14 protein-coding genes are annotated in these 17,579 nt (G+C 67.7%); 11 read left to right on the top strand and 3 right to left on the bottom strand.

Annotated features, from left to right (window positions below; all coding sequences use genetic code 11):
* Positions 1–744, bottom strand: a 744-nt coding sequence (locus VGI12_12255) for a hypothetical protein (GenBank protein HEY2433438.1), incomplete at its 3' end; no start/stop codon positions are given.
* A 182-nt stretch (positions 745–926) separates the two neighbouring features.
* Between VGI12_12255 and VGI12_12250 the strand changes: the two genes are divergently transcribed.
* From VGI12_12250 to VGI12_12200, 11 genes are all read left to right on the top strand, one after another.
* On the top strand, positions 927–2,717 hold the full coding sequence (locus VGI12_12250; protein HEY2433437.1) for a hypothetical protein: 1,791 nt from the start codon (positions 927–929) through the stop codon (positions 2,715–2,717).
* A 4-nt stretch (positions 2,718–2,721) separates the two neighbouring features.
* Positions 2,722–4,461: a glycosyltransferase family 39 protein gene (locus VGI12_12245; GenBank protein HEY2433436.1), complete on the top strand. Its 1,740-nt coding sequence runs from the start codon at positions 2,722–2,724 to the stop codon at positions 4,459–4,461.
* Between the two features lie 78 nt (positions 4,462–4,539).
* The gene (locus VGI12_12240; GenBank protein ID HEY2433435.1) at positions 4,540–5,745 is read left to right on the top strand and encodes a hypothetical protein; all 1,206 of its coding nucleotides are present in this window, start codon (positions 4,540–4,542) and stop codon (positions 5,743–5,745) included.
* A 2-nt stretch (positions 5,746–5,747) separates the two neighbouring features.
* Positions 5,748–6,173 (top strand): PKD domain-containing protein, encoded by a 426-nt coding sequence (locus VGI12_12235; protein HEY2433434.1) that lies wholly within the window; start codon positions 5,748–5,750, stop codon positions 6,171–6,173.
* Between the two features lie 46 nt (positions 6,174–6,219).
* A complete protein-coding gene (locus VGI12_12230) occupies positions 6,220–7,797 on the top strand; it encodes a hypothetical protein (protein ID HEY2433433.1) in 1,578 nt (525 codons plus the stop codon).
* Positions 7,784–9,256 (top strand): FHA domain-containing protein, encoded by a 1,473-nt coding sequence (locus VGI12_12225; protein ID HEY2433432.1) that lies wholly within the window; start codon positions 7,784–7,786, stop codon positions 9,254–9,256. Before VGI12_12230 ends, VGI12_12225 begins: the two co-directional genes overlap by 14 nt.
* Before the next feature lie 8 nt (positions 9,257–9,264).
* Entirely contained in the window at positions 9,265–9,792 is a 528-nt protein-coding gene (locus tag VGI12_12220) for a helix-turn-helix transcriptional regulator (protein ID HEY2433431.1), read from the top strand.
* A 117-nt stretch (positions 9,793–9,909) separates the two neighbouring features.
* On the top strand, positions 9,910–10,677 hold the full coding sequence (locus VGI12_12215; protein HEY2433430.1) for a protein phosphatase 2C domain-containing protein: 768 nt from the start codon (positions 9,910–9,912) through the stop codon (positions 10,675–10,677).
* On the top strand, positions 10,674–13,214 hold the full coding sequence (locus tag VGI12_12210) for a protein kinase (GenBank protein HEY2433429.1): 2,541 nt from the start codon (positions 10,674–10,676) through the stop codon (positions 13,212–13,214). Before VGI12_12215 ends, VGI12_12210 begins: the two co-directional genes overlap by 4 nt.
* Complete coding sequence (locus VGI12_12205; GenBank protein ID HEY2433428.1) at positions 13,211–14,824, top strand: FHA domain-containing protein; 1,614 nt, start codon at positions 13,211–13,213, stop codon at positions 14,822–14,824. The genes VGI12_12210 and VGI12_12205 overlap by 4 nt, the downstream gene beginning before the upstream one ends.
* 17 nt (positions 14,825–14,841) lie before the next feature.
* Complete coding sequence (locus VGI12_12200; protein ID HEY2433427.1) at positions 14,842–15,426, top strand: hypothetical protein; 585 nt, start codon at positions 14,842–14,844, stop codon at positions 15,424–15,426.
* A gap of 53 nt (positions 15,427–15,479) precedes the next feature.
* Here the strand turns inward: VGI12_12200 and VGI12_12195 are convergent, their stop codons facing one another.
* Positions 15,480–16,142, bottom strand: coding sequence for a PspA/IM30 family protein (locus VGI12_12195; protein HEY2433426.1), 663 nt, complete (start codon positions 16,140–16,142; stop codon positions 15,480–15,482).
* Position 16,143: 1 nt separating this feature from the next.
* A complete protein-coding gene (locus VGI12_12190) occupies positions 16,144–17,565 on the bottom strand; it encodes an SPFH domain-containing protein (GenBank protein ID HEY2433425.1) in 1,422 nt (473 codons plus the stop codon).
* Positions 17,566–17,579 lie beyond the last annotated feature (14 nt).

The following is a 17,579-nucleotide window of genomic DNA, read 5'->3' as shown; positions in this document are numbered from 1 at the left end:
CGCGAGATCGAGCAGCCGCTGGCGGAGCGGATCGCCGAGCTTCGACAGGTCGTCCACCACGATCACCTCTTCGAACGCGTCCATGCCGGTGAGCTCCGCCGTCTGCAACATGACTTCGTCGGACGGACGCGTCGTGGCGATCGGAATCCCGATCCGCGCGATCGGCAGCGGGCCGCTGTCGGGCAGCGTGACGGTGGTGATCGGGAAGTGCAGCGCGTCGAACACGCTCATCAATCCCGGCGAGTTCGTCGTCACCACGTGCATCAGCAGGTAGCTGAGCACGAAGTGCGTCAGCTCGTCGCCGCTGCGCAGCTTGGTCTTCAGCAGTTCGGGCAGACGCGTCGGGCTGTAACCCGAATACGACAACGTCCAGGTCAGCGGCGATCGCACCATGATGGTGCGCGTCTCGCCGCCCGACTGGATCACGCAGGGCGCCTCGACGGCGGTGATCTCGAGGCCGCTCCCGGCGAGTCGGATCGGCGACGGCAGCTCGCGCGGCAAATTGAACGGCTTGGTCGCAGCGACCGAATCGTAGAGGGCCTGCAGCTCCTTGTAGGCTTTCTCGGAGCGCCGTGTCGCCTCCTTGGTGCCGTCCTCGACGTAGTCGCCGAGCACCATCTTCGGCCGGAGGAGCGGCGCGAGCGTCGCGAGATGCTCGGTCATCTGCGCGCGCGCGACATCGGCTATCGCCCGCGTCAGTTTTCTGAGCACCAGCAGCGACTGGATGCTGTCGCGTCCGTCCATCTGAGACGACTCCCTTTCCGAGCGTCGGCTCAGCAGGCGCGCGAGCCGGTGACGACGGCTCAGCGTAGCGGCCCCTCCTCGGGTTGTCAAACCAGGCTGAGCAAAAATGCCCACGTTTTCCGCAATTTTCAGTGGGATGCGTTCTACGGCGCGGACGCGTTACCATAGGCGGCGCGAGTCCCATGGCTGACCCCCGAGGTTCCGCCGCCGACGCGGCCTACGATCACGCCGTCGCGGCATACGAACAGAAGTCGTACGACGTCGCCCGTCGGTGGGTGCTCGAGGCGCTCGCCCAGAATCCGCAGCACGCCCAGGCGCGCGCGCTCCTGGGCCGCCTCGATTCGGTACGACGGCCTCCCAATCCGTTCCAGGCGCCGACGTCGGGGCGGCCGCAGTCGCCGGGCTACGGGGCGCCCGAGACTGTCTCCACCGATCCGACGGTGCTGATCAGTCACGCGAGCCGCAGTCCGACGCCTGAGCCCGTCGAACCGACGGTGCTCGTGCGGCGCGACGCGATGCCAATCCCAAGACCGCCGGCCGAGCCCGTTGCCCGGCCGCGTCCATCGGTGTACGACACGGCCCCGCCGGCCGAGCCGACGATGATCGCGAGCGCACCCCGGCCGGCGGCGCCGCCCTCGGCTCCCCCGCCGGCGAAGCGCGCGGCGAAGCGGGGCGGATTCCTGCAGTCGTGGCTCGAACTGTTCAAGAAGCCGTCCACCGGAGCGCCGCCCCGTCCCGCGGCGTCCAGCCCGCGCCGCAGCGGACTGACGCCGGGCATGCGCGGCGCGGGGCTCGCGATCGGCGCGGTGATCGCGGCCGGATTGCTCCTGTGGGCGGGTATCGCGGCCGTACGATGGCTGTGGCCGGCCGGCCAGCTGCTCACGATCGCGCAGCCAACCGGCGGCACGATCGTCGGCCCAGGCATCAAGTGCGGCTCGAACGGGCACGACTGCTCCTCGTCGCGGCCGACGGGCGATCCCGTGCAGCTCGAGCCGCAGGCCGACAACGGCTACGTGTTCAGCGGCTTCACCGGCGACTGCGCGCCGACGACCGGGCGGATCCTGATGAGCGAGCCGCGCAAGTGCGGCGCCACGTTCGATCGCATCGCCGTGGCGGCGCCAGCGACGACCTTCGCGCTGACCGTGATGAAGCCGGTCGGCGGCACGATCGCGGGGGATTTCGACGTCCTCTGCGGCACGCTCGACAACGCCTGCGCGGCCAACGTGCCCAGTGGCGCGAAAGTGACAATGCACTTTCAGGCCGACACGAGCTTCACGTTCCAAGGCTTCACGAACGACTGCGCGCCGAGCGGCGAGCTGGTCATGAACGGACCGAAGACGTGTGGCGGCACGTTCATGCAGACCACCGCGACGGTGGCGAACCATCCTGTTCTCGGCCCCGTCGTGCCGCCGATCACCCATCGGCCGTCCCCCGTCGCGCCGCCCGCCGTCAATCCCTCGGCGAATCCGGCTGCCGGCGGAGTGACACCACCACCGCCCGTGACCGCCCCGGTCCCGTCAGCGGGCGCCACAACAGGCCAGACTCAAACCGGCGGAACACGCGGCGCGCCGGCCGGCCCCGTCGTCGACCCGGTCAGCGAGGAGCAACATGCCAAGGACGAGATCGATCGCGTCGTCAAGCGCTACTGCTCGGAGTTCGAGACCTTGAAAACGGACGGAATCAAGGAGATCTTTCCGCTCGCGCCGGTTGCGACGTACCGCGAGCAGTTCCGCCAGTACAAGTCGCTGAAGTGCACGATCACCTCGAAGCCCGAATACGATCGCCCGCCCGATCCCAATCCGAGCGGTTCGTCCGGCGCGCAGCTGAAGTTCGGGATGAAACACGAGATCCAGATGCGCAGCGGCGGCGCGCCGCAGATCGTCGAGACGATCGTGACGATGATCGTGTCGCGAACGGATTTCCGCCATCCCTGGGTGATCGACAGCACACGGGCGGAACAAAAGCCGAAATAGCGGCTTGATCACGTCCGACCCGCGACGCCTGACGACTCGCTCACCGCGACGGTGGTCCGCCGGCTGGATTCCGGTCTCTGTCGCCTGGCTGGGCGGGCTCGCGCTCGTCGCCACGTGGCTTCGCGTCACGCCCGAATCGTCGCTGCGGGAAGAGCTTACGCGGCTGCAGTTCTGGTCTCTGAACGCCTGCCTGCTGGCAGCTGTGACGATCGCCGCCGCCAGCGCCCGCGCCAGTCACCTCGCCGCGCTGAAGCGCCACGGCGGGCGCATGGCGATCGTGGCGGCCGTGGCGCTCGGCCTGGTGCTGACGATTCCCCCGCGCACCAACCGCATCTTCTACGACGAGCAGATCTACCAGAGCGTCGGTCAGAACCTGGCGGATCTGCACCTCGCGCAGGTGTGCAGCGACGGCGGCCTCGACGGTGGACGGCTGCACTGCGCGCGCGGCGAATACAACAAGCAGCCGTACGCGTATCCGCACCTGCTCGCGCTCGCCTACCGGATCTTCGGCGTTCGCACGTGGACGGCGTTCGCGCTGAACGCGGTGGTGATGCCGGCGACCGCCTGCGCGGTGTATCTGCTGGTCGTGGCGCTCTTCGACGATCGCGCCGCGGCGTTCATCGCCGGATTGCTGATCGCGGCCATGCCGGAACAGCTGATGTGGTCGGCAACGGCGGCGGTCGAGCCGACGGCGTCGCTGGCCGCAGTCGCGGCGGTGATCGGTGCCGCCCGCTACGCCCGACTTGGAGGGACGCGGCGGCTGGCGGCGCTCACCGTCATGGCGGCGTACGCAATCCAGTTCCGACCGGAGTCGCTCCTCATCCTGCCAGTCCTGGCGGCGTTCGCGGCGCCGCGTGCGGCCGGCGACCTCGAGCAGCCGCAGGCCTGGTGGTGCGCCGTGCTGCTGCTCCTGCTCTGCGCCGTGCCGGCTGCACACCTTTTCGCGGTTCGGCACGCTGGATGGGGCACGAATGCCGCCCGCTTCGCGGCCGGGTTCGTACCCGGAAACCTGCGGGTCAACGGCTGGTTCTATCTGCGCGATCCGCGCTTCCCGTGGGCCAACACCGTGCTGGCCGCGTGTGGTCTGTGGGGCGCGGCGCGTTGGCGTGAGCGGTGGACGGTCGCCGGCTGGTTCTTCGTGTTTTTCGCTGTCGATCTCGCGTTCTACGCCGGCAGCTACAACTACGGCGCCGACGTCCGTTATGCGCTCATGACGTTTCCGGCGATCGCGGTCCTCGCCGGGCTGGGGGCCGCGCGCGTCGGCCGGGCGCTCCTGAGTTCGGCTGCCGTCCCCTATCTCGAGGCGGCGGCGGGAATCCTCGTTGCCGTTCAAATGTTCTGGTATCTTCCGGTGGTCCGGGCGATCCCGGAGGAGGCCTGGGCCGCGCGCGAAGACGTCCGGTTCGCGGAGGCGGCGGCTCGCCGGCTGCCCACGGGATCGTACGTGCTCACCCAGAATCCCGGCATGTTCCACCTCTGGGGGGTGAACGCCGGCCAGATGGGTCTGGCGGTCGTCGACCCGGGATTCATCCGCGACATCGGCCCCCGGTCTCGCGGCGGGCTGTTCGTCCACTGGAACTTCTGGTGCGGCGTCGAGGATCCGGTGCAACCGGCGCTCTGTCGCAGTACCATGGCCCTGGGACGGACGATCCTGGTCGACGAGTACCGGGGACGCGACCAGCGATTCGCCTTCTACCGGCTGGAACCCGGGGCAGATTCGGGACTTAAGGGTACTAGGCCTTGACTTGGAGCGGATGGGAACTATAATCCGCGTGCCGCCGGCATCTCATGCGGAAGGCGTTGGATGACGATAAGAATCACCATGAAGCGTCATGTGCCTGTTGCGATAGCGCTGCTGGCGCTCGCCTCGCCCGCGTGGGCGCAGAAAGTCACCACCGTTCCGGACCTGACAGCTCAGCAGGTGCTGGCGCAGATGGCGAACGCCGGTACGTCCCTGCCGGTTGGGGAAGCGCTGGCGCTGACGACGGCGCTGGAGATTTCGACACAACCGTCGAGCACCTCATCGGGCGGCTTCATCTTCAAGCTCGATCCCACGACGGGCCTGCAGGCGCGCACGATCACGACTTTCGGGCCCATCTTCGGTGAGCGCGCGCTCACTTCCGGTGAAGGCCAGGTGAGTGTGGGCGCGACCTTCCGCCAGACGACCTACGATCGCTTCGGCGATTTCGGTCTCGGCGCGCTGCCCTTCTCGTCCACGGCCGGCTCGACGCCGTCGGCGACGAAGACGTCGACCGGGAACCTGACGATCAGCTCCCGCACGCTCGAAATCACCGGCATCGTCGGCGTCACCGACAATCTCGATATCGCCGCCGTCGTGCCGCTCGTCAGCGTGGATCTGGCGGGCACCTCGTCGCTCATCGACGGCAACGGCGTGAACACGCGTCTGGCCCAGACGAACGGCGTGTTTTCGGGCCTCGGCGACATCAGCGCGCTCGCGAAATACCGCTTTGCGACGTTCAAGGGCGGCCCGCTTCCCGATCCGGGTGGTGCGGCGATCGTGGTGGAAATGCGGCTGCCGACCGGGTCGCGCGAGAACCTGCGCGGGCTCGGCCTGACGCGCACGCTGGTCTCGTTCGTCGTTTCGGGCGGAAGCGGGCGCGTGCATCCGCACGCGAGCGGCGGATTCGAGTTCTGGAACAAGGGGCTCGACATCGACGGCGCCCCTGGCACGCGGGTGAACATCCGGCACCAGATTCAGTACACCGCCGGCATCGAGCTCGAAGCCGCGCCGAAGCTCACGATCCTCGCCGACTTCGTCGGACAGCGCATCCTCGGAGGCGGCCAGATCGGCACCTTCACCGGGCCCGTGACGGGCTTGGCCAATGTCACATCCCTGACCTCGATGGTGGCCATCGACCAGGGCATCAGCAAGATGCTGCTCGCTCCGGGTCTGAAAGTGAATCTCAAGGGCAAGCTGGCCGCCGCGCTGAGCGCCATCATCACGATGCAGAACAACGGACTGCACTCGAAGGTGACGCCGTTTGCCGGCATCAACCTCACCATGTAGTTATGCGTAAGCTGTTGCTCGCCGCACCGTTGCTCGCCGCCATCGTGCTGGGCTGTCAGAGCCAGCCGCCGGTTGGTCCGGGAATCGTCACGATCACCGAGACCACGACGTCGACGTCGACGACCACCACCACGACCACGACGATTCCCGTGGCAACGGTCGCCGCGTTCACGTTTTCGCCGGTCACGCCGGAAGTCGGACAGGTGGTGCGCTTCAACGCCGCCACGTCCACCGCCGGGAGCGACCGGACGATCGTTCGCTACGACTGGGATCTCGGCGACGGCGCCTTCAAGAGCGGTGTCGCGGTCGAACATGACTACGCGCCATCGGGCGTCTATCTGGTCACGTTGACGGTCACCGACGATCTCGGCAAGAAGACGCTGACCTCGCAGTCCGTCACGGTGCGGCCGGTCGTTCCGACCTCGTAGCTCGAGGCGCCGCGCGGCGCGCGCGTCCGCGCGGACCACTCCACTTGTGTCTTCCCGGCGGTACCGCGTCGCGCTCGCAGGCATCGCGGCGCTCTGGCTGGCGCTTCGGATCCTGTTCTGGAACGGGTACTACACCGAAGACGCCCCCGGCTATGTCACCGACGCCATCTGTGCGGCCACCGGCGACTATCACGCACGCAACCACGTCAACGGGCTGAACGTCGGCACCTACCTGCCGGTGGCGCTGCCAATCGCCGTGCTCGGCAAGTCCGACGCCGCCCTCGGCGTCTGGCCCCTCGCCTGTTCGCTGCTCGGTCTTCTCTCGATGGCCGGTCTGGCGCGCCTGTTCTTCGGCCCGGTGTGCGGCCTGCTGGCGGCGCTGCTGTACGCCACCTACCCTGGTGACGTCTTCTTCTCCACCGTCGTGATGCCCGACGCCATCCAGGCCGGGTGGCTGACGTTCTCGATGTTCCTCATCGGGGTGGCTGCGCAGCCGACGTCGCGACGGGTGCCGATCCTCGTGGCGGCAGGCACCGCAATGGGCATGTGCCACCTGGTACGAGCCAACGACATCCAGTTGCTGCCGGTCGGCGTCCTCGCTGCGTTGGCGCTGCCTGGACTCAGCGGCGGCCGCTGGCGCGAGGGCGCGAAGGACGCCCTGGCCGTCCTCTCAGGATGGACGTGCGTGATCGCGGCCGAGGGGATCGCCTACCTGTGGGCGGCCGGCGACTTCTTGCTCCGGCTGCATGTCGTGCAGCGGCATTACGGCACGATGGATTCGATCGCGCGGGCTGGCCTCAACATCGACCCGCGCACGATCCCATACAGCCTGTTCGCGCCGGTCTGGTGGTGGCTGCACGGCGGCTGGGGACGCCTGAATCAGGACCAGGCGTATCACGGGTTGCTCTTCACCGGCGCAGTGCTCTCGCTGATGGCCGGGGGCGCGATCGCGCTCAGCGCGAGACGCGTGGATCGCCGAGGCGCGGCCGGACTGGCGCTGGCGGCCACGTGGCTGCTGTGGCCGGTGCTGTACCACCAGTTCGGATCGCAAAGCCTGACGCACTTCGTGCCGATGCACCGGCTGTCACGGCATCTCGTCGTCTACGCGCCCGGAGCGATGTTCGCGGTCGCCGGCGGCACGGCGCTCGCGATCGAGATCGTCGGGAACACGCGTGCCTGGTGGCTGAAGACGGTCGCGGTGGTGGCGGCCGGGCTGGCCCTGCTGCTGCATCTGCGTGTCAACCTGCAGGGAGAGCAGATGGCCTACAGGGCGTATCGCGACATCAAAGACACGTACGTGAGGATCGAGGAGCGTCTGCCCGCCGATACACACACGGTCTCGGCCGATCCGGGAGACCTCTGTTTCCTCGACTTCCGGATGAACCCGCTGAGGGTCGAACGCGTGAAGATGATTCCGTTCGCCGCCTACGATCGCTGCGATCAGTTGCGGGAGGGTGTCGTCATCACACAATCCAATCCTGGCTGGTCCGGCGGCGCGCCAGTGATCGTGGATACGGTGCGCCGGCTGCCGTGTTTGACGGCGCCGCCACGGTCGTGGCAACTGTTGTACGGTGGATATCCTGAGAAGGTCTTCGTGATCCAGGGGGGACATGCCAGGAACTGAGCGTGCCGGGCGCCTCGTCGTGCGGCTGCCCGACGGGCGATCGCTGCGTCTGTCGGCGGCCTTTCACATCGGGCGCGACGCGAGCTGCGAGGTGGTGGTCACCGACAACCAGGTCAGCCGCCGCCATGCGGTGGTGTCGCCCGAGGGTGGGCACTGGGTCGTTCGCGATCTCCAGAGCAGCAACGGGCTGTTCGTCGACAACAAGCGTGTCGAGTCGGCGGCGATTGACCGCGACACCACGGTTCGGCTGGGCGTCGACGGTCCAGTCCTGCGACTCGCGCCGGAAGGGGCCGCCGACCCGCAGACGGCGATCGCTGCGTCGCCGCAAGTCCCGGCCGCCGCGTCTCCGCCGTCTGCGACGGGCGAGTCGCTCGACGCGTACGCGCAGCGGTACTTCGGGTCCGACGAGGGGGACGAAAGCGTCGGCGGCCGGACGCTGATGATCCGCAAGGCGTTTCAGAAGGTTCAGCAGCAGCAGCGCCGGCGCACGCGCGCGACGATCGCGCTGCTGGCGCTCGTGGCGCTCGGTGTGGCCGCCTACGCGCTCTACGAGCATCGCCTCGTCAGCCAGCAGTCGCAGGTCGCCGAAGAGTGGTACTACGAGATGAAGGAGATCGACGTGCGCGTCGCCCAGCTCGAGCAGCAGGCGGCGGCGTCGGGGGCCGCGCTGGGCTCGCAGCAGCTCGCTGGAATCGCGCAGGATCGCCAGCAGCGCGAGAAGCGCTACGACGAGGTCGTGGCGAAGCTCTACGATCGCAAGCTGAACGAGAAGGATCGGCTGATCCTCAAGGTCACGCGGATTTTCGGAGAGTGCGAGGTCGCGGCGCCAGCCGACTACCTGAAGGAAGTCCACCGCTACATCGACATGTGGCAGCGGACCGGGCGCTTCGAACGCGCGGTGAGGCTCTCGCAGGACCGCGGCTACATTCCACGGATCGCCACGGCGTTCAAAGCGCAGAACCTGCCGATTCAGTATTACTACCTGGCGATGCAGGAGAGCGGCTTCGACGCGTTCACCTACGGACCGCCGACGCGTTGGGGCATCGCGAAAGGGATGTGGCAGTTCATTCCCGAGACGGCTCAGACCTACGGCTTGCGCGTCGGGCCGCGCAAGGGAATCGCTGGATTCGACGCGGAGGACGAACGATTCAACTGGATGAAGGCGAGCGACGCCGCCGCGAAGTACATCAAGAACATCTACGCGACCGACGCGCAGGCGTCGGGGTTGCTGGTCATCGCCTCGTACAACTGGGGTGAGCACCGCATCATCGACCGGCTGCGGACGATGCCCGCCGATCCGCGCCAGCGGAATTTCTGGCGGCTGCTCGCCGACCACGCCGTACCGGATCAGACCTACAACTACGTTTTCTACATCGTGTCGGCGGCGGTGATCGGCGAGAACCCGCGGCTTTTCGGATTCAATCTCGACAATCCGCTGAAGGCGTTCGACACGCCGTAGGAGCCGGCATGCCCGAAGCGCACGAGGTCGACTTCGCCGCGGTCGTCGACGGGCTGCGCCTGGCGGTGTTCGTCTTTCAGCGCACGCGAATCCTCTATCAGAACAACGCGGCCGTTCGCCTCGCCACGAGGATGCGGAAGGAGTTCCAGGCCGATCTGGTGGTGATGCTGCGCGACCACCTGTCTCGGATGACGGAGCTGGAGCCGGTCGACGCGCCAGCCCCCGCGGTGACGCTCCTCACCGACGCGCACGGCGAGCCGTTGTATGTCCACGTCATGCCGATCGGATCGGGCGGCGAGCCGCAGATGGCGGTGTGTGTCCGCGAGCTGGGAATTGAACGGGAAGCGTTTGCCCGCCGCTATGGGCTCTCGCCTCGGGAGGCTGAGGTAGCGGAACTCGTCCTCCGCGGCTATACCAACCCTGTCATTGCCTTGACACTCGGGATTGCTCCCGCGACGACCAAGCGCCATCTCACCAGGATTTTCGACAAAATCGGCGTCGATTCCCGGACTCAACTGGTCAGTCGGCTGGCTTGATGTCGGCTAGGGCGTCACCCCATACGCCTCCGTGTTTGTCCGGCCAGTACGACTAAAGTAGCATTGGAGGCTGCAGCCCAAGCTCACTAGGATCCGTGAATCGCCGAAGGAGTACGTGTGATCGAGGCTCATGGTCTGAGCGACCCCGGACCCGTCCGCAAGACGAACGAGGATTCGTTTTGCAGTGATCCCGCTGTTCCGTTGTTCATCGTGGCGGACGGGCTTGGCGGGCATGCCGCGGGCGAAGTCGCGTCGAAACTCGCAGTGGAGACGATCTCTTCGTTCGTGCGACGAATCGAGGAGGAGGGAGAACTCTCCTGGCCGTACGGCATCGATCCGGGTCTGTCGTTCCCAGGCAACCTGCTTCGCACGGCCGTGCACCTGGCCAACCGGCGGGTGTTTCGCGCGGCCGAGCGAGACGATGAGTACACGGGAATGGCGACGACAGTGGTGGCGGCGCTGATCTCGGGATCGCGACTGGTGGTCGCGAGCGCCGGCGACAGCCGACTGTACTTGTTTTCGGGCGGCCGTCTGTCGCAGCTCACGCGGGACGACACGTGGGCGGCAACGATCCTCGCCGCACCCGGGCAGCCAAGCCAGGGAACGGGGACGCGCTCGATGCGCCATGTCCTGACGAACGTCATCGGCGCGCGCGATCAGGCCGACGTGCACCTGGGCGAGTTCGATCTCGCCGGCGGCGACATGTTCCTCCTGTGTTCCGACGGGCTGCACGGCGTGCTCGAAGACGCCACGATCGCCGGGATGCTCAACGGCGGGGGAACGCCGGCCGAGATCGTGCCGCGGCTGGTCAAGGCGGCGCTCGACGGGGGTGGGAAGGACAACGTCACCGCGCTGCTGGTGCGGTACATCGGAGGGCAGGCGTGAGCTCTTCCGACAAGACCGTCGCCGCGCCACGGCTGCCGCGCACGATCGGCCGCTACCAGATCACCGGCCGCCTCGGGAAGGGCGCGATGGGCGTGGTCTACAGCGCTCACGACGCGATGATGGAGCGCTCCGTCGCGATCAAGGTCATGATGACCGACCTCGAGGACGATCCCGAGACCAGTTCGCGGTTCTACCGCGAGGCGCGCTCCGCTGGACAGCTGGTGCACCCGAACATCATCACGATCTTCGACATGGGACAGGAGAACGGCCGTCCCTACATCGTGATGGAGTATCTCGACGGCGAGACGCTCAACAAGTATCTGGCGCGTCCCGAAGCGGCCGACCTGGAAATCAAGATCGAGCTGATGATCCAGATCTGCCAGGGGCTGCACGTCGCGCACTCGCACGGCATCTTCCACCGCGACATCAAGCCCGGCAATCTCCTCGTGCGGGCGAGCGGCGATCTGAAGATCGTCGACTTCGGCATCGCGCGGCTCGCCTCGTCGAGCATGACCGCCTCGGGCCTGATCATGGGAACGCCCGACTACATGTCTCCGGAGCAGGCGCGGGGCCATGACATCGATCAGCGCTCGGACATCTTCTCGGCGGGCGCGGTCTTCTATTACATCCTGACCGGCCGCAAGCCGTTCGCGGCACCAGATCTCGCGGCGGTGCTGCTGAAGGTGCAGACGGAGGAGCCGCTGCCGATCCGCGACAGCGAGGCGCCGCCGGCGCTCGCGCGCGTCGTGATGCGGGCGCTTTCAAAGAATGTGGAAGACCGCTACGGCACCTGCGGCCGGATGGTCGCGGAGCTCGAACATCTCAAGCGCGAGCTGGCGTCCGAATCGCTGCAGCGTCTCGACGAGACGCGCAAGAAGCTTGGCGCGATGGACGCCATCTCCAGCGAGCGGCGCGACCTGATCGAGAAGCTCAAGCTGCGGCCGGTGCCTTCGGACATCGACGCGCCGCGGCTGGCGCTCGTCGAGCGCCAGGGCGCGGTCACCGAGCCGATCCGCCGCACGGTCGTCGCGGATCTTGTCGCGGCGGTCGCCGCGTTCGAGGGACCGGTGCTCGCCGACATGACCAGATGGCGCGCCGCAGCGCACGCGTTCGACGAGGGCATGCAGGCGCTCGGCACCGGCCACGCCCGCGACGCCGTCGTCCGGCTCGAAGAAGCGCTGAGGATCGAACCTGCGTCGGCGCACGTGTCCGCCGAGGTGGACCGCTGCCGCGCCATGGTGGCCGAACAGCGCTCGATGTCGGATCGCGCCGCCGCGCTGATCGACGAGGCGCGGAAGGCTGCAGCCGCCGGGCAGTGGCAGGTGGTGGTCGGATTCTGCGACGACGCGCTCGAGCTCGAGCCGGGCGCCGCGGAGGGCCTCGCGCTCCGAGACAAGGCGCGCGCGGTGATCGTCGAAGAAGCGGAGCAGCGGCGGCAGGACGCGGAGCGCGCGCTGCAGCGTGCCGACACGCATCGTCAGACCGGGCGGTTCTCGGAGGCGGCCATCGAGATCGCACGCGCGCGCGAGGCGGCTCCGAACAATTCGGCGGCCGATGCGGCTGAGGCAAAGCTGAAGGCCTCGATGGCGGAGGTCGAGCGGAACGCGGAGATCCGGCGTCAGGCGTCCGAGGCGATCGCCGCGGCGCGGCGCGATTTCGCGGCGGGCCAGCGCGATCAGGCCATCGCGGCGCTGCAGGCGTTCCACGCCACCACGCCGGAACCGGCGGCCGCCGCGGAGATCAGCCAGATGCAGGCTGAAGGGCGCCGCATCGCCCTCGCCGAGCAGCGCGCCGCGGAAGCCGCGGCGCTCGCCGCCGATGCGGAGAGCGCGCTCAATGCCGGCGATCCTCAGCGGGCGCTCGACCTCGGCACTCGCGCGCTGGCGATCGATGCCGCGCACGTGCTCGCGCGAAAGGTGTCGGGGCTCGCCGGCGGCGAGCTCAAACAACGCGCCGAGGCGCAGGCGCGCGCCGAAGCGGCGGCCAGGAACCTCGAGGAAGCGCGGCAGCAGCTGGCGCGCGGCAAGTTCCAGAAGGCGCGCGCGCTGGTCTCGGCGGCGGCGGATCTCGATCCGCAGAACCCGCAGCACAAGGCGGTCCTCGCGAGGATCCAGGAAGACGAGGCGCGCGCCGAAGCGGAAGCCGAGCGGCAGCGCGTCGTGAAACAGCGCGCGCGGGCGGTGGCGCCGATCCTGGAGCGCGCGCGCGCCGCCGAAGCACAGGGAGACATGGAGCGGGCGGCATGGCTTGCGGAGAACGCCCTGGCGCTCGACCTCGAGTGCGCCGAAGCGCGCGAGATCCTGCAGCACGCGCAGACACGCATCGCCGCCAATCCAAAGCTGGCCGACGAGACCGTCGACTTGCCAGGGGAGACGGGACGAGGCTTCGATCCTGACGACACCGCGTCGCTGACCAAGCCGACGGGGCTCTGGGAGCGGGTCGCGGGAGCGTTGCGAAACTGGAGATCGTCGGACCCGGCGCCGTCGCAGCCGGCCGCCGACGGCCGCGGGTCTGATTCGAAGGGGCGGACGACGTGACCAAACTGATCATTTACCGCGGCGAGGCGCGCTACTCAGAAGTGTCGCTCACCGGCAAGACGATGACCGTCGGGCGCAGCGCCGAGAACGACGTCGTGCTCGAGGATCCCGGCAAGGGCGTCTCCCGCGCACACGCCGAGCTGCGCCCAGAGGGGGACAAGTACCGTCTGGTCGATCTCAACAGCCAGAACGGGATCTGGGTCTCGGGCAAGCGTGTCCCGTCGGTCGTCCTCACACCTGGTGTGGTCGCCGCGATGGGCCCGTATCGCGTCGCGATCGATGCGGTGTCGCCGCTCACGCAGCCGTTCACGCCGATCAAGGACGCAGTTCCCGACACCGGCACCGAGCTGTTCAGCCGCCTGCCCCCGATGCCGGCGGAGCCGCCCGCGCCGCCACTGCCGCCGCCCGTTGCCGTGGTCGACGGTCCCGGCGCGCTGCTCGACAGCACCGATCCCCTCAACGCACTGCCAGCAGCGCCGCCACCGCCGGTCAAGGCAGCGCCAGCGCCGGCCGTGAAGCCGTCACTCACTCCCGCGGCCAAGCCTTCGGGGACCGCCACAGTTCGGACGTCTTCATCAGGGGGCAGTCCGACCAAGATGCTCGCGGCGGCCGTTGGGGCCCTCGTGCTGGTCGCCGCATCCGGGTTCGGCGCCTACAAGTTCGTCCAGCACCGCCGCGCCGCACAGCCCGTGTGGGACGCGACGATCGCGGCGAACCTGGTCAACAGCGGACAGTGTCAGGAAGCGCTCGACAAGCAGATCAATGTCGCGCTGCAGGCGAATCCCAACGACGCAACGGCGCTCGCCTTGAAGCAGAAGTGCACCGCACCGCCCACGGCCCCAGCGCCTTTGACGCCGGTTGTAGTCCCGCCGGTCGTAGATCCGAAGGTAGCAAACACACAAAAACTCGATGCCGCGGAGGCGTCGATCGCCGCCAACACCTGCCAGCCGGCTCTCGATTCCATCAATGAGGTCCTCGCGCAGGATCCCAACGACGAGCGCGCCAAGGCGTTGGCCGCCAAGGCGACGGCATGCCTGACGCCGGCGCCGCCCATCCCGGCCAAGGCCGCACCGTCCGGCGAGACCGGGGTGAAGATCGCGGTGGTCGACGGTGTCGAGGTGAAGCAGGGAGAAAACAGAGCCGCCTACACGGCACGCGTCGGGGATTTGAAGAAGCGATACGACGACGCGGTCACGGCGCTTCAGGATCAGCACTACGCCGAGGCGATGCGGGGCTTCGACAGCCTGCCGCCGAACTACCGCGACGCCGCGCAGCAGCGCGCGTCCGCCCAGGCCTCGATGCGCAGCGACGCCAACCGCGCTTACGCCAGCGCGCAGGCGGCGGAACAGCGCCAGGAATGGACCGCTGCGGTGCAGGGATACCAGCGCGCCCGCGCGCTCGATCCGTCGCGAGACGTGAGCGCCGACGTCGCCCGCGTCACCGAACTGAGAGCGAAGGCCGGCCAGACCGCGTGCCAGAACGGTGACGCCGCGTTCCTGCTCTCGCACAACAGCGAGGCGGCGAAGGAGTATCAGAAGGTCATCGAGCTCCTGCCGAGCGGCGACGCCTGCTACGTCAAGGCCAAGGAGCGTCTCGCACGCATCCGTTGATCACCTGGAGAACAGAGATGGCGCACCGAACCGTCCGCGGCATGATCACCCTGCTCGCCTGCTGCTCGATCGCGGCGATGGCAAGCGCTCAAACCGCCAATCCCTGGTACGGCAGGATGGCCAAGCCGAAGGACTTCGATCCGCCGAAGACCTTCGCGAACACGTTCTCGATCGAGCTGCCGAAGGACTGGCAACTGGTCCCGGGCCACACCGGCACCGTGTTCCTGGCCGCCGAGAAGACCAAGCGCTACGACTCTGGTGCGGCGATTGCGCTGGAGTACATGAGCCTGCAGGGAGCGTTCGATGCGTCGATCATCGACGCGCTGGCCCCGCTCGAGCTCAAGGACGTCCAGGCGCGCGAGTTGAGCGGGTCGAGCTTTACCCAACAGGTGGTGAAGCAGGAGGGGCGGCCGATCATCATCATTCAATACGACCGTCCGAGTCTGTCGGGAGCCAAAGACCACGTCGTGCAGTATTCGATCCCGGCGGGAACGACGATGTATCACTTGATCTGCATCGCGCCCGGGGATGAATTGCCGAAGTGGCGCCCCGTGTTCGCGCACGTGGCGGCGACGTTCACCCCGGCCAAGGCGGGTTCGTAGCCGCGCCCCGTGCCGCCGCCGGGCGCCGGCACGAGGCGCAGGTTTCCTGTTTCCTACGAGGCGGTGCGGCGCGCCTTCAGCGCGTTGAGCAGCCGGCCGATCTCGTCGTCTTTCTCCAACTGTTCGAATCTCCGGTCCACGTCGTCGGCGACGAGCGCCGACTTCGCCTGGCTGACGGCCTCGCTGTGCATGACCTTGCGCTGCATGCGGTCGAAGCCGGCGGCCGGACCTGTGCCCGTCATGACGAGCTGCGCGTCGCTGGCGCGCTCGAGCGCGCGGGCGCGGCGATGCTGCGCGATGAGCACGTCGCTTTTCTGTCTCGCCTCCACGAGCTTCTGGTCGAGCTGTTCGAGTGCGCGGCGCAGCGCGTCGACCTGCTGTTTTTGATCGGCGATCTGCTGGCTGTAGCTGTCGGCCATTTTCGTGAAGCTCTGATAGCGCTCGAGCGCGGCGCGCGCCAGGTCGTCCTGCCCCTTGTCGACGGCGAGCTCCGCCTTGCGCATCCACTCGGCCGCCTTGTCGGCCTGCTCCGCCTGTTTTTTCTGGAGCAGGTGATGATCGGCCATCGAGATGGCGACCTGCGTCTTCACCTGCAGGAGCTGATTCTCCATGTCGACGATCACTTGCTTGATCATCTTCTCCGGGTCTTCGGCCCGATCGATGAGATCGTTGAGATTGGCGCGAATCAGCGTCGCAACGCGTTCGAGTACTGCCATGTCACACCCCCGCCGGCTTGTCGCCGAGCTTGCGGACTTTGGAAAGCAGATCCGACATCGGGACGCCGGAAAGCGCCTCGACGAGCGCCGGCACCTGCGCGGCGATTTCGGTCATGTCGCTGGTGATCTTGTGCATGCCGGTCGATCCGCCGGCGCCCGTGGAGACGATGGTGATCTTGTCCACCTTGCTCAGCGGCGCGGCGAGCGCGGCCACGATATCGGGCATCGACGTCAGCAGCTTGTCGATGACCGCGGCCTGGTTGTACTCCTGGTAGGCCTCGGCCTTGACGTTCATGGCGCGCGCCTCGGCGTCTCCCTTTTTGAAGATGATGTCGGCCTCGGCCTCGCCGCGGGCGCGGGTCGCCGACGCGACGCCTTCGGCCTCGACCGTGAGCCGGTTCTTCTCGGCCTCGGCGAGGACGGTGATCCGCTGCTTCTCCATCTCCGCCTGCTTCAGGACGGTCGCGATCAGCTCTTTCTCGCGGCGCAGGATCTCCGCCTCCTGCACCTTGATCTGGGCCTCGCGCTCGATCTGCTGCACGCGGACGGCTTCGGCGACCACCTGCTGCTGCATCACGTTGGTCTGGATCTCGTAGGCCTTGTCGGCCTGCGCTTCCTGCCTCTTCACCGTCTCGGTGTAGGTGGCGCGCTTGATCTCGAGGTCGCGCTGCGCTTCCGCCTGCTTGGCCTGCGACAATGTTTCGGCCAGCACGCGCTCCTGGTCGGCCTGCGCCTTGGCAATCGCCGATTCGCGCGTCGCCAGCGCGCGCCTGATCGCGGTGTCGCGGTCCGCCTCGGCGGCGGCGACGTCCGCGTCGCGCTTGATCCGCGCCACGTCGGGTCGGCCCATGTTGACGATGTAGTCGTTCTTGTCGCGGACTTCCTTGATGGTGAAGGACACCACTTCCAGCCCCATCTTGTTCATGTCGTCGGCGCAGGTGCCGCGCATCCGCTCGGCGACCATCTCCGGCTCCTTGACGATCTGCTCGACGGTGAGCTGACCGATGATGCCGCGCAGGTGGCCTTCCATCACCAGCTTGATCAGGCTCTCGCGCTGATCCGGTGTCTTGGTCAGGAACTGCTCCGCCGCGGTCTGAATCGACTGCACGTCGGATTTGACCTTGATCTGCGCGACCGCCTCGACCGTCACCGCGACGCCCTGCTTCGTATAGAGGTCCTGCGCCGGCGCGACGTCGAACGACATCAGCTCCAGCGACAGCTCACGGCACGACTCGATCATCGGAAAGATGACCGTGCCGTGCCCCTTGACGATGCGGGTGCCACGGAAGCCGTAGACGATCAGCGCCTCGTGCGGTCCCGCCTTGCGATACAGCGATGCCAGAAACGATCCGAGCAGCGCGATCGCCAGCACCATGAGCCCGACGATCACCCAGAACTGGACACTCATCGCCTGAACACCCATGTGCGACATCCTCC

The sequence above is a fragment of the Vicinamibacterales bacterium genome (genome assembly GCA_036496585.1).
GTDB lineage: Bacteria > Acidobacteriota > Vicinamibacteria > Vicinamibacterales > 2-12-FULL-66-21 > JAICSD01.
The sequence above is the reverse complement of the archived record's forward strand: the minus strand, read 5'-3'. Positions and strand labels throughout refer to the sequence as shown.

Excerpts from the sequence above, each read along its gene's own strand:
- VGI12_12250 (HEY2433437.1), top strand. The coding sequence starts at position 927 with ATGGCTGACCCCCGAGGTTCCGCCGCCGACGCGGCCTACGATCACGCC.
- VGI12_12240 (HEY2433435.1), top strand. The coding sequence starts at position 4,540 with ATGAAGCGTCATGTGCCTGTTGCGATAGCGCTGCTGGCGCTCGCCTCG.
- VGI12_12235 (HEY2433434.1), top strand. The coding sequence starts at position 5,748 with ATGCGTAAGCTGTTGCTCGCCGCACCGTTGCTCGCCGCCATCGTGCTG.
- VGI12_12225 (HEY2433432.1), top strand. The coding sequence starts at position 7,784 with ATGCCAGGAACTGAGCGTGCCGGGCGCCTCGTCGTGCGGCTGCCCGAC.
- VGI12_12220 (HEY2433431.1), top strand. The coding sequence starts at position 9,265 with ATGCCCGAAGCGCACGAGGTCGACTTCGCCGCGGTCGTCGACGGGCTG.
- VGI12_12200 (HEY2433427.1), top strand. The coding sequence starts at position 14,842 with ATGGCGCACCGAACCGTCCGCGGCATGATCACCCTGCTCGCCTGCTGC.
- VGI12_12195 (HEY2433426.1), bottom strand. The coding sequence starts at position 16,142 with ATGGCAGTACTCGAACGCGTTGCGACGCTGATTCGCGCCAATCTCAAC.
- VGI12_12190 (HEY2433425.1), bottom strand. The coding sequence starts at position 17,565 with ATGGGTGTTCAGGCGATGAGTGTCCAGTTCTGGGTGATCGTCGGGCTC.